Consider the following 11,948-nt stretch of genomic DNA (forward strand, 5'->3'; position numbering starts at 1 on the left):
AAAAAAGCGCGACATTATATACCAGTTCAGTCCAGTTGCTGTAGCTCACCCGCAGGCGTCACGCGAAAACGGTGCTGGCAGAAAAACAGCAGCGGATTGTCCTGCTTGCTGTCGCTGTAGCCGCTCCATAACTGCAGTGGGGTGCCGATCTGCTCTTCCAGCTGCGCCACCTTTTCATGGCCAAGACAGCGCATCGCCAGTACGCGTCCGCCGTGGGCGCGCGCCATCTGGCTGGCGATCAGTTTGACGTGCGGCAGAAATGCCGAATCAAAGTAGACCTGCTCCACCAGCGGCTGCGGGGAGCCGGTAATCAGCCAGACATCGGCATCTTCGCTGCGCAGGTAATCCGTCAGCCGCTGCTGCACTACCGGAAACGCGGTGACGCGCTGGCGAAACCAGCGGGCAAACTGCTGCTCGCGCGCTTGCAGGCGCGCTTCACTGTGGCCGAAGGTGATCGACCACAGCAGCAGGCTCATCGGCCAGCGCGCTGCCCGGCCCTTAATCAGCAGCCCGGCACCTATCACCGGCAGCAGCGGCACCACCAGCAGCAGATTAAGCGGCTGGCGCCAGAGCAGCCAGCGCATAAAGGTGCCGAACATATCCTGCTGGTGCAGGGTGCCATCAAGGTCGAAAAATACCACGCGTCGTTGGCGACTGGATGTCAAACCTTACTCCTCAGGATCGTTAAAGCCCATAAACCAGGCAAACAGGAAACCGCATACAGCAGCTGTCAGCCAGCCTGCCAGATACATCATCACTTTTCCAGCCACAATGGTCAGCGCCAGCGGCAAGCCGGAGAGACCGAAGGTGATCAGGGTAGCGACCTTAGCATAGCTGATTACCGCGCCGCCCACCGCCCCGCCGAGACAGGCGGCGATAAACGGGCGGCCAAGCGGCAGGGTGACGCCGAAGATCAGCGGCTCCCCCACGCCCAGAATGCCAACCGGCAGCGCCCCTTTCACCAGCTTTTTCAAACGTGCGTTACGGGTTTTCAGCAGCACCGCCACGGATGCGCCAATTTGCCCGACGCCAGCCATTGCCAGAATGGGCAGCAGCGCGTTAGAGCCGTGTGCCTGCACCAGCTCCACGTGGATTGGCACCATCCCCTGGTGCAGCCCGGTGAGCACCAGCGGCAGAAACGTTCCCGCCAGCAGCGCCCCGACCAGCACGCCACCGCGATCGATAGCCAGCGTGGCCCCGTGCGCGATGGCATCGGAGATCGTGCCGCCCAAGGGTTGCAGTAGCACAATCGCCAGCGTGGCAGTAATCAGTGTCGTCAGCAGCGGATTGAGGATCAGCTCCAGCGACTCCGGCAGGCGCGCGCGCAGCCGTTTTTCAATCCAGCACATCAGCGCAACCACCAGCAGCACCGCGATCACCCCGCCGCGCCCGGGCACCAGCGGTTCCCCAAACAGCGTGATATTTGCCAGCGCCGGGCTGGAGAGTATCCCGGCCATCACGCCGCCCAGCGCGGTCGAGCCGCCAAATACGCGGGCGGTGTTCACGCCGACCAGAATATTCATAATGGTGAAAATCGCGCTGCCGAAGATCGCCGCCAGTCCGAGAAGGTTGGGATACTGCGTTGCAATATCGCCGACGATATCCGGGCGCTTAATGATGTTAATCACCCCGGTGATCAGCCCGGAGGCGATAAATGCCGGGATCAGCGGGATAAATACGTTCGCCAGCTGGCGCAGTGCGTCACTGAGCGGAGCATGATATTTCGCCCTAGCCCGCGCTCTGTTTTCACGCACGCTGTCGATCGCCGCAGGGCTCATCAGGCTGCGCATCGCCTCCACCACTTTGGCTGCCGCGCCCGGACCGACGATAAACTGGTGCTGGCTCCCCTGCTTGACGTAGCCTTTTACGCCCTCCAGCTGGCGCAAATCGTTGAGCTGCAGCAGCCCTTCATCGCTGACCTCAACGCGCACCCGCGTCATGCAGTTTTCCAGCTTAATGATATTGGCCGCGCCGCCAATGCCCTGCAGCAGCGCCTGCGCCAGCCGGGTAGACTTTTCCATGCCTTATCCTTTCAGTGCAGCACGCAGGAAGCCATGATGCTGTAGCAGGCGCCGTTTAGCCTCAGGGGCTGGGATGTCCGCCAGGATCATCAGAATCGCCGTTTTCACCTCGTGATGAACCTGTTGTAACGCCGCATCGGCCTGCTCGGGCTGGCAGCCGGTGGCCTCACACACCATGCGGCGTGCGCGATCGACCAGCTTGATATTAGTGGCCTGCATATCGACCATCAGGTTTTGATACACCTTGCCGATTTTGACCATCGCACCGGTCGAGATCATATTCAGTACCAGCTTCTGGGCGGTGCCGGATTTCAGCCGTGTGGATCCGGTCAGCGCTTCCGGGCCAACCACCGGGGAGATAGCGATTTCCGCCTCATGGGCAATTGGCGAGTCGGGATTACAGGAGATTGCCGCTGTGCGGCAGCCCTGCTGGCGGGCATAGCGCAGCGCGCCGATCACGTAAGGCGTGCGCCCCGATGCTGCCAGCCCGACCACCATATCGTTAGCGGTCAGATCCAGCGCCTGTAAGTCGCTGACGCCGAGCTGTTCATCATCTTCCGCCCCTTCCACCGCCTTCAGCAATGCGCCTGGCCCCCCGGCGATCAGCCCCACCACGACGCCGTGCGGCACGCCAAAGGTTGGCGGGCATTCGGAAGCATCCAGCACGCCAAGCCGGCCGCTGGTGCCAGCGCCCATGTAGATCAGACGTCCACCTGCTGCCAGAGAAGCGGCTGCGGCATCGACGGCTGCGGCCACCTGCGGCAGCGTCAGGCTGACCGCCGTAGCAACGGTGGCATCCTGCTGATTAAACTTGGTGACCATCGCCAGCGTCGACAGATTATCGAGGTCGAGCGTGTCCGGGTTGCGCGTTTCTGAGACCAGTGAGCCAAGGTTCATTATTCCCCCTACTGAATTTTTAATTCTAAATATAAAAACTATAATGGAATATTTAATTCTTTGCGACGACGCATTTTCCTGTTTTTAATCATCGCGGCAATAAAATGAAACGCTAGACTTAACGCTCTGCCTGTTATCATTGCAGATAATTCAATATGATGGATCTGAATTCGTAAGAGGAAAAGAGATGAGCTCACTGCTGCGTATCCGTCAGCTGTATCCCAGCCTGGCACTGAATGAGCGCCGTCTGGCGGATTTCCTGCTGTCGCAGCCGGACCGTGCGCGCCATCTGAGTTCACAAAAGCTGGCTGACGAGTCAGGGGTGAGCCAGTCAAGCGTGGTGAAATTTGCCCAGAAGCTGGGTTACAAAGGCTTTCCGGCGCTGAAGCTGGCACTGAGCGAGTCGCTGGCTGACAAAGATGCTATCACCGTGCACAACCACATTCTGAGCGACGATGCGTTAAAGGTGGTCGGTGAGAAGCTGTTTACCGAAAAGCAGTCGGCAATCCGCGCCACGCTGGATATCAACAGCGAGGAGATGCTGCTGGAAACGCTGCGCCTGCTGAAAAATGCCAAGCGTATCGTGCTGGTCGGTATTGGGGCTTCCGGCCTGGTGGCGAAAGATTTTTCCTGGAAGCTCATGAAGATTGGCATCAGCGCCGTTGCCGAGCAGGATATGCATGCGCTGCTGGCCAGCGTGCAGGCGCTCAGCCCCGGCGATGTGCTCCTGGCGATCTCCTACACCGGCGAGCGCCGCGAGATCAATCTGGCGGCGCAGGAAGCGCAGCGCATCGGTGCGACCGTGCTGGCCTTCACCGGCTTTACGCCTAACACCCTGCAGCAGTCCGCCAGCCACTGTCTCTACACCGTGGCGGAAGAGCAGACCACGCGCAGCGCGGCAATCTCCTCAACCACCGCCCAGCTGGCGCTGACCGACCTGCTGTTTATGGCGCTGATTCAGCGCGACCCGGAACGCGCCTCCAGCCATATCCGCCACAGTGAAGCGCTGGTGAAAAAACTGGTGTGAATCGTCAGGGGACAAAGTATAATATTCCCGGAAATTTATAAAAAATTCCGGGATTTTAATTTTTGATATATGGAAACTGCATTAATCAGATGTTAATAATCTCACTTTCTTTTAGGGACCCGAGCTTACAGAGACAGATGCAATCACCCTGCTCGCAGAATTTTAATGGACATATAAAATGTTAAACGTAACATTACACTTAAAAAAATCACAACATTTGAACCAGTATATTTACGGGTTTTTAATGCTGCAACGCACTGGGATGCTTAAAATAAAAAGCATCATCCATGACAGCTCATTAAAAAAACATATCCTTCGTGCAAACATACAAGGCTTGAAAATCGTATATGACGCTGAGGATGGGGATCATTTTGAGAGAGGCTTCTTTTCGCAACCTGATTATGAATGGTGTGATTTTTATTATAAAAGAAGCTGCAGTGATTCATTGCTAATGAAATACCCTAAGTGTCGACCATTAACATTCAACTACAGTTTAACGCCCTCGCATAGCAGAATTGACTACCTTAATCAAAGTTTTCGTCGTTTTTTGGGAAAAGGTGATATTCGCCATTACGATCTTGAGGTAACACCTGCTTACTCATCTCAACCCAAGATTCTTTATATCACAGGTTTATGGGATCCTATGGAATCATATGATCCTGAAGTGCAGAGAGAGATTGAAGAGATCACAATGAAAAGAATCTCAATCCTGAGAACTTTAAAACGTCACTATTCTCATTGTGCAACATTTGGTGTTGATGGCGATCGTGATTTCACTCGTCGCGTGGCTGGGGAGTTTATCCTTCCAAAAAAAATGACAAATAGACCTCATTTCATCAGCATGATGAAAACTCATGACATATGCATCACGACTAATGGTTTGCATAATTCGATTGGTTGGCGATTTGGAGAATTTGTAGCTTCTTCCAGAGCTATTATTTCTGAAAAATTACATTATAAAGTTCCCGGGAGTTTTTCTGATGGTGATAACTACCTCAGCTTCAATAATGAAGATAGTCTTTTAAATAATTTATCCAAATTATTGGAAAATCATGACATGCGTTTCTCAATGATGATTAAAAATCAAAATTATTACAAAAAGCATGTGCGTCCGGATATTCTTATAATGAATACGATAATTGAAAGCAGGGTGTAACATATGGCGCTGCTGATCACCAAAAAATGTATCAATTGCGATATGTGTGAGCCGGAGTGCCCGAACCAGGCGATTGCGATGGGGGATGAGTTCTACGAAATTGACGGCGAGCGCTGTACCGAATGCATCGGACACTACGACGCCCCTACCTGTCAGCAGGTCTGCCCGATTGATAACACCATTATTGTTGACCCACAGCGCATTGAGAGCAATGAGCAGCTGTGGGACAAGTTTGTAGAACTGCATACGACAGGTTAATTTTCGATAATCACCGTAGCACAGGCATAATGGCGCTCGTCGGCCAGCGTGACGTGGACGTGTGCCACGCCGAGCTTATTCGCCACTTCCTGCGCGTGCTGGAAAAAGCGCAGGCCGGGTTTGCCCAGCTCATCGTTGTAAACTTCAAACTGATTAAACGCCAGCCCACCGCGGATCCCGGTGCCGAAGGCTTTCGCCGCCGCTTCTTTTACCGCAAAACGTTTAGCCAGAAAGCGCACCGGCTGCTGATGGGCCTGATACTGCCGCCATTCATTATCACTCAACACCCGCTTTGCCAGCCGATCGCCGGAGCGGGAGATCACCCCTTCAATACGGGCGATCTCCACGATGTCGGTGCCGAGGCCGAGAATAGCCATTAGCGACGCGCTTCCCGCATCAGCTGCTTCATCTCTTTCACTGCGTCAGCCAGCCCGCTGAAGAGCGCCCGGCCAATAATTGCATGGCCGATGTTCAGCTCATGCATCTCCGGCAGAACCGCAATCGGCTGGACGTTATGGTAGGTGAGGCCGTGGCCCGCATTGACCTTCAGGCCTTTGCCTGCGGCGTAGGTGGCCGCCTCGGCAATACGTGCCAGCTCGGCGTCACGCTCCGGGCCTTCTGCGGCTTCAGCGTAGGCACCGGTGTGGATTTCGATGTAGGGAGCGCCCGCCGCCACGGCGGCGTCAATCTGGCGATGGTCGGCATCAATAAACAGGGAGACCAGAATACCAGCCGCATTAAGGCGCTGTACTGCCGCCGTCACTTTATCCTGCTGGCCGGCAACATCCAGCCCTCCCTCGGTGGTCACTTCTTCACGCTTTTCCGGCACCAGACAGCAGAAATGCGGCACGACCTCGCAGGCGATATCGACCATCTCATCGGTGACGGCCATTTCCAGGTTCATGCGCGTCTGAATGGTCTGACGCAGAATGCGCACATCGCGGTCGGTGATATGACGGCGATCTTCGCGCAGGTGTACGGTAATGCCATCGGCACCGGCCTGTTCGGAGACAAACGCCGCCTGTACCGGGTCGGGATATTGCGTGCCGCGCGCATTACGCACGGTGGCCACGTGATCGATATTAACGCCTAACAACAACTCAGCCATGACAGTCCTCAGATTATCGCGAAGGGTTTTGTCGAGTGTACAACGTTCAGCAGCCCGAAGGGTATGACCTGTGGCTATTCGTCCGCGGCTGGCGCTGCGTCCGCTGGTTTTCTCGGCAAAAACTGACGAAAAAGCTCGGTGCTCTTGAGAGGTTTACCGCCAAGGTAAGGCTTCAGCGCAATGCGGGTGAAGCGCTTGGCGGCGCGCAGGGTATCGGCATCGGGGAATTCACGCTGGTAGAGCGCGCGCAGGTGGCGTCCGGTAAAGCTGCGGTTGTTCACCACCAGACTGGCAATAAAGCCCTTCTCTTCACGATAGCTATAGGTCATCTCATCGGCGACCTCTTCGCCGCTGCCCGCGCAGTGCAGGAAATCAACGCCGTAGCCAAGATGGCCGAGCATCGCCAGCTCAAAGCGCCTCAGCGTAGGTTCCGGCGAGCCGGTCACGCCTGCCAGCCCCTGAATGCAGTGCAGATAGTCAAAAAACAGCTCGCTGAAAGCCGTTTCGTGTTCCAGCACGCGGGAAAGCAGTTCGTTGACGTAGAGACCACAGTAGAGAGTAATACCGGAGAGAGGCAGCGCCAGAGAGACAGGTTCAGCCCCGCGCAGCGTTTTCACTTCGCCGCGACCGCCCCAGCGCACCAGCAGCGGGGTGAAAGGCTGTAATGCGCCCTTCAGGCTGGAGCGTTTGGAACGGGCACCTTTGGCCAGTACCCGTACCCTGCCGTGCTGTTCGGAGAACAGGTCAAGCAGCAGGCTGGTTTCGCTCCAGGGGCGTCCATGCAGGACAAACGCGCGTTGCCAGCCTTCCATCAGGTTCAGAGATCGTCGGTATAGCCCAGGCTGCGTAAGGCGCGTTCGTCATCCGCCCAGCCGGACTTCACTTTCACCCACAGCTCGAGGTGAACTTTCGACTCGAACATATCTTCCATATCACGGCGCGCTTCAGTGCCGATCACTTTGATCTTGGCGCCTTTATTACCGATGACCATTTTCTTCTGACCTTCGCGCTCCACGAGGATCAAACCATTAATGGTCAGCCCGCCGCGCTCGTTGGTCACAAACTGTTCGATTTCTACGGTCACCGAGTAGGGCAGTTCCGCGCCGAGGAAACGCATCAGCTTTTCGCGGATGATTTCGGAGGCCATAAAACGCTGCGAACGGTCGGTAATATAATCTTCCGGGAAGTGGTGCTCAGCCTCCGGCAGACGCTTACGCACGATGCTGGCGATGGTATCAACGTTGTCGCCCTTTTCGGCAGAAATGGGCACCACGTCCATAAAGCTCATCTGCTGCCCCAGGAACTGCAGGTGCGGCAGCAGAATGCTTTTGTCCGTGAGGTTGTCAATCTTGTTGATCGCCAGCAGCACCGGCACGCGGCCATCTTTCAGCTTGTTCAGCACCATCTCGTCATCGGCGGTCCATTTGGTGCCTTCAACCACGAAGATCACCATTTCAACATCGCCGATTGAGCTGCTGGCAGCGCGGTTCATCAGGCGGTTGATCGCCCTTTTCTCTTCCATATGCAGGCCGGGGGTATCGACGTAGATCGCCTGATAATCCCCTTCAGTATGGATGCCCATAATACGGTGGCGCGTGGTTTGTGGCTTACGCGAGGTGATGGAAATCTTCTGCCCCAGTAACTGGTTCAGTAGTGTAGATTTACCAACGTTCGGGCGGCCTACAATAGCAATAAAGCCGCAATGGGTAGTTTGTTCGCTCATTCAATTCCCAGCTTAATCAGCGCCTGTTCGGCCGCTGCCTGCTCAGCTTTGCGTCGGCTGGAGCCGGTTCCCACAACCGGTTCTGCCATGCCGCTTACCTGGCAGTGAATAGTAAATTCCTGATCGTGCGCTTCGCCACGCACCTGTACCACCAGATAAGATGGTAACGGCAGATGACGACCCTGCAAGAACTCCTGCAGACGCGTTTTTGGATCCTTTTGTTTATCGCCCGGGCTGATCTGATCGAGACGACTGGCGTACCAGTTGAGGATCAGCTGCTCTACCGTCTGGATATCGCTGTCGAGGAAAACCCCGCCAATCAGCGCTTCCACGGTATCCGCAAGAATCGATTCACGACGGTAGCCGCCGCTTTTCAGTTCACCCGGCCCCAGGCGTAAACATTCGCCCAGGTCAAATTCCCGTGCCATTTCAGCCAGCGTGTTGCCACGCACCAGCGTGGCGCGCATGCGGCTCATGTCGCCTTCATCCACGCGCGGGAAGCGCTGATAAAGGGCGTTAGCAATGACGTAACTCAGAATTGAGTCGCCCAGGAATTCCAGTCGTTCGTTGTGTTTACTGCTGGCGCTGCGGTGAGTGAGCGCCTGCTGTAACAATTCCTGATGGGTAAAAGTGTAGCCCAGCTTTCGTTGAAGCTTGTTAATTACGATGGGGTTCATGCGTTACCAATTTCTGAATGCGTCAATTATGCTGCACACGGAACAGGGCTGAGCCTGTACACCAACACGATCTGTTTCGTGTGCAGTGGCCTGGTATACGACCAGGCCACCCGTAGTTAATGTTGCCCGCTGGCAAACATTAGTGAATACCGCCAATCCTGCTGAGACGAACGCCCGTTGGCCATTCCCCTTCCTGCTTGTCAAAGCTCATCCAGATGGCGGTGGCTTTGCCTACCAGATTACGCTCCGGGACAAAGCCCCAGTAACGGCTGTCTGCGCTGTTGTCGCGGTTATCACCCATCATAAAGTACATGCCTTGCGGCACGACCCAGCTTGACTGCGGCTGGCCCGGCTGCTGGTAATATGAACCCGGCTGACTCTGCGCCTGGGTTACCAGCAGGATACGGTGGGTGACATCGCCCAGCGTCTCGTTGCGGGTGGCTAAACGCAGGCCGCCCTGCATCGATTCGCCCTGTGGTACCTGATAGAAACCGTTGCCAACTTCGTTACCGCTGAAGCCGCTAAAGGTCTGAATAAAGTCGCTTGGCTGCACGTCTGAATAGGTCACTGCCAGCGCTTTATCGCACGGCGTGCCGCCATCACAGGCGGGCTGAATTGAGACCGTTTTGCTCAACGGATCGTACACCACGCGGTCACCCGGCAGGCCAACAACGCGCTTAATGTAATCCAGGCTCGGATCTTTCGGGTATTTAAATACCGCGATATCCCCGCGCTTCGGATGGCCAGTTTCGATCAGCGTGGTCTGAGTAATCGGATCTTTAATCCCGTAGGCGTATTTCTCTACCAGGATAAAGTCACCAATCAGCAGCGTTGGCATCATTGAACCGGAAGGGATCTGGAACGGCTCATAGATAAATGAGCGCACCACAAACACCACGAACAGCACCGGGAATACCGATGCCGTGGTTTCCACCCAACCCGGCTGCTTGTCAGCCTTGGTTTCCGCAATGCCTTCGGCCTGCGCCGCCGCGCGTTTGGCGCGACGGGCCGGCGCCCATTTGAACTTATCGATGCACCAGACAATACCGGTGACGAGCGTTGCTATCGCCAAAATCAGGGCGAACATATTAGCCATTCCAGTTCCCTCAAAGCCCGAATTCGGGCTTATTTGCTGTCTTTACCTACGTGCAGAATGGCCAGGAACGCTTCCTGCGGCAACTCAACGTTACCCACCTGCTTCATACGTTTCTTACCGTCTTTCTGTTTCTGCAGCAGCTTTTTCTTACGGCTGACGTCACCGCCATAGCACTTAGCCAGCACGTTTTTACGCAGCTGTTTCACCGTTGAACGGGCAATAATGTGGTTGCCAATGGCCGCCTGAATCGCGATGTCGAACTGCTGACGCGGGATCAGGTCTTTCATTTTCTCGACCAGCTCGCGGCCGCGGTACGGCGCGTTGTCGTTGTGGGTGATCAGCGCCAGCGCATCGACGCGCTCGGAGTTAATCAGAACATCAACGCGCACCATGTTGGACGCCTGGAAGCGTTTGAAGTTGTAGTCCAGCGACGCGTAGCCACGGGACGTTGACTTCAGACGGTCGAAGAAGTCGAGTACCACTTCCGCCATCGGGATTTCATAGGTCAGCGCAACCTGGTTACCGTGGTAAACCATGTTGGTCTGCACGCCGCGCTTCTCGATACAGAGCGTAATGACGTTGCCGAGGAACTCCTGCGGCAGCAGCATGTGACACTCGGCGATGGGCTCGCGCAGCTCTTCAATGTTGTTCAGCGGCGGCAGTTTACCCGGGCTGTCCACATAGATGATCTGGTTGTCGGTGGTCACCACTTCGTAAACCACGGTAGGTGCCGTGGTGATCAGCTCGAGATCGTACTCACGCTCCAGACGTTCCTGGATGATCTCCATGTGCAACAGACCCAGGAAGCCACAGCGGAAGCCAAAGCCCAGCGCGGTAGAGCTTTCCGGCTCATAGAACAGGGAAGCATCGTTCAGGCTCAGCTTGCCAAGCGCATCACGGAAGGCTTCATAGTCGTCAGAGCTGATGGGGAACAGACCGGCGTAAACCTGCGGCTTCACTTTTTTAAAGCCTGGCAATGCTTTGTCAGCGGGGTTACGTGACTGGGTCAGAGTATCCCCGACCGGAGCGCCAAGAATGTCCTTGATAGCACATACCAGCCAGCCTACTTCACCACAGTTCAGCACGTCGGTATCAACGCGCTTCGGCGTGAAGATACCCAGACGGTCAGCGTTATAAACCTGACCGGTGCTCATCACCTTAATTTTGTCGCCTTTACGCATGGTGCCGTTTTTGATACGCACAAGCGAGACGACGCCAAGGTAGTTGTCGAACCAGGAGTCGATGATCAGCGCCTGCAGCGGGGCTTCCGGGTCACCTTCCGGCGGTGGAATGTCGCGCACCAGGCGCTCGAGCACGTCAGGCACGCCGATACCGGTTTTCGCTGAACAGCGCACCGCATCAGTGGCATCAATGCCGACAATATCTTCAATCTCCTGCGCCACGCGATCCGGATCGGCCGCCGGCAGGTCAATTTTGTTCAGTACAGGTACGACTTCCAGATCCATTTCCATCGCGGTGTAGCAGTTTGCCAGGGTCTGAGCTTCTACGCCCTGCCCGGCATCCACCACCAGCAATGCACCTTCACAGGCCGCCAGCGAGCGCGAAACTTCATAGGAGAAGTCAACGTGTCCCGGAGTGTCGATAAAATTGAGCTGGTAAGTTTTACCATCGGGTGAATGGTAATCGAGCGTCACGCTCTGCGCTTTAATGGTGATGCCGCGCTCACGCTCTAAATCCATGGAATCCAGAACCTGCGCAGCCATTTCGCGTTCGGTTAACCCGCCGCAAATCTGGATCAGACGGTCAGAGAGCGTGGATTTACCGTGGTCGATGTGGGCGATGATAGAAAAGTTTCTTATGTGCTTCATTATTGAGATTTTTCTGCCTTACAAATTCTGGAACTCTCGCGATGCGAAGCAGGAGAGCGTGATATCACAGGCGGACACTGGCCCGAAAGGCAGCATTCTACACTACATATCAAAGGGGTGGAATCTTCGCAGGCAGGCAATAGTGCACGCAAAGGC

At 55.6% G+C, this 11,948-nt stretch carries 13 protein-coding genes; 3 read left to right on the plus strand and 10 right to left on the minus strand.

What is annotated here, in order from left to right:
• Positions 1–26: 26 nt before the first annotated feature.
• From yfhb to murQ, 3 genes are read right to left on the minus strand one after another with little or no spacing between them, the layout of a single operon-like run.
• Entirely contained in the window at positions 27–665 is a 639-nt protein-coding gene (gene yfhb, locus J2Y91_RS02170; RefSeq protein ID WP_048915150.1) for a phosphatidylglycerophosphatase C, read from the minus strand.
• Between the two features lie 3 nt (positions 666–668).
• The gene (locus J2Y91_RS02175) at positions 669–2,021 is read right to left on the minus strand and encodes a PTS transporter subunit EIIC (RefSeq protein WP_133623044.1); all 1,353 of its coding nucleotides are present in this window, start codon (positions 2,019–2,021) and stop codon (positions 669–671) included.
• A 3-nt stretch (positions 2,022–2,024) separates the two neighbouring features.
• Positions 2,025–2,918, minus strand: a complete 894-nt coding sequence (gene murQ, locus J2Y91_RS02180; RefSeq protein WP_253536965.1) for an N-acetylmuramic acid 6-phosphate etherase — start codon at positions 2,916–2,918, stop codon at positions 2,025–2,027.
• 187 nt (positions 2,919–3,105) lie between these two features.
• Here murQ and J2Y91_RS02185 point away from each other — a divergent pair, with 187 nt between their 5' ends.
• The 3 genes from J2Y91_RS02185 to J2Y91_RS02195 all read left to right on the plus strand — a co-directional run bounded on the left by J2Y91_RS02185 (position 3,106) and on the right by J2Y91_RS02195 (position 5,359).
• Positions 3,106–3,945: a MurR/RpiR family transcriptional regulator gene (locus J2Y91_RS02185; protein ID WP_133623042.1), complete on the plus strand. Its 840-nt coding sequence runs from the start codon at positions 3,106–3,108 to the stop codon at positions 3,943–3,945.
• 178 nt (positions 3,946–4,123) lie between these two features.
• Complete coding sequence (locus J2Y91_RS02190; protein ID WP_133623041.1) at positions 4,124–5,101, plus strand: hypothetical protein; 978 nt, start codon at positions 4,124–4,126, stop codon at positions 5,099–5,101.
• Between the two features lie 3 nt (positions 5,102–5,104).
• Positions 5,105–5,359, plus strand: coding sequence for a YfhL family 4Fe-4S dicluster ferredoxin (locus J2Y91_RS02195; protein ID WP_048915140.1), 255 nt, complete (start codon positions 5,105–5,107; stop codon positions 5,357–5,359).
• On the opposite strand, the gene acpS is transcribed toward J2Y91_RS02195, so the two are convergent.
• The 7 genes from acpS to lepA form a co-directional block, all read right to left on the minus strand.
• Positions 5,356–5,736: a holo-ACP synthase gene (gene acpS / locus J2Y91_RS02200; protein WP_048915139.1), complete on the minus strand. Its 381-nt coding sequence runs from the start codon at positions 5,734–5,736 to the stop codon at positions 5,356–5,358. The two genes, J2Y91_RS02195 and acpS, sit on opposite strands and share 4 nt — an antisense overlap.
• Positions 5,736–6,467, minus strand: a complete 732-nt coding sequence (pdxJ, locus tag J2Y91_RS02205) for a pyridoxine 5'-phosphate synthase (protein WP_133623040.1) — start codon at positions 6,465–6,467, stop codon at positions 5,736–5,738. The genes acpS and pdxJ overlap by 1 nt, the downstream gene beginning before the upstream one ends.
• A 74-nt stretch (positions 6,468–6,541) precedes the next feature.
• On the minus strand, positions 6,542–7,279 hold the full coding sequence (recO, locus tag J2Y91_RS02210) for a DNA repair protein RecO (protein WP_133623039.1): 738 nt from the start codon (positions 7,277–7,279) through the stop codon (positions 6,542–6,544).
• A 5-nt stretch (positions 7,280–7,284) separates the two neighbouring features.
• A complete protein-coding gene (era, locus tag J2Y91_RS02215) occupies positions 7,285–8,190 on the minus strand; it encodes a GTPase Era (RefSeq protein WP_048915136.1) in 906 nt (301 codons plus the stop codon).
• On the minus strand, positions 8,187–8,867 hold the full coding sequence (rnc, locus tag J2Y91_RS02220; RefSeq protein WP_048915135.1) for a ribonuclease III: 681 nt from the start codon (positions 8,865–8,867) through the stop codon (positions 8,187–8,189). Before rnc ends, era begins: the two co-directional genes overlap by 4 nt.
• Positions 8,868–9,006: 139 nt before the next feature.
• Entirely contained in the window at positions 9,007–9,963 is a 957-nt protein-coding gene (gene lepB, locus J2Y91_RS02225; RefSeq protein WP_048915134.1) for a signal peptidase I, read from the minus strand.
• 29 nt (positions 9,964–9,992) lie between these two features.
• Positions 9,993–11,792, minus strand: a complete 1,800-nt coding sequence (gene lepA / locus J2Y91_RS02230; RefSeq protein WP_048915133.1) for a translation elongation factor 4 — start codon at positions 11,790–11,792, stop codon at positions 9,993–9,995.
• Between the last annotated feature and the right edge of the window lie 156 nt (positions 11,793–11,948).

Origin of the sequence: Erwinia aphidicola (genome assembly GCF_024169515.1) — a bacterium.
GTDB classification, from domain to species: Bacteria; Pseudomonadota; Gammaproteobacteria; order Enterobacterales; family Enterobacteriaceae; genus Erwinia; species Erwinia aphidicola.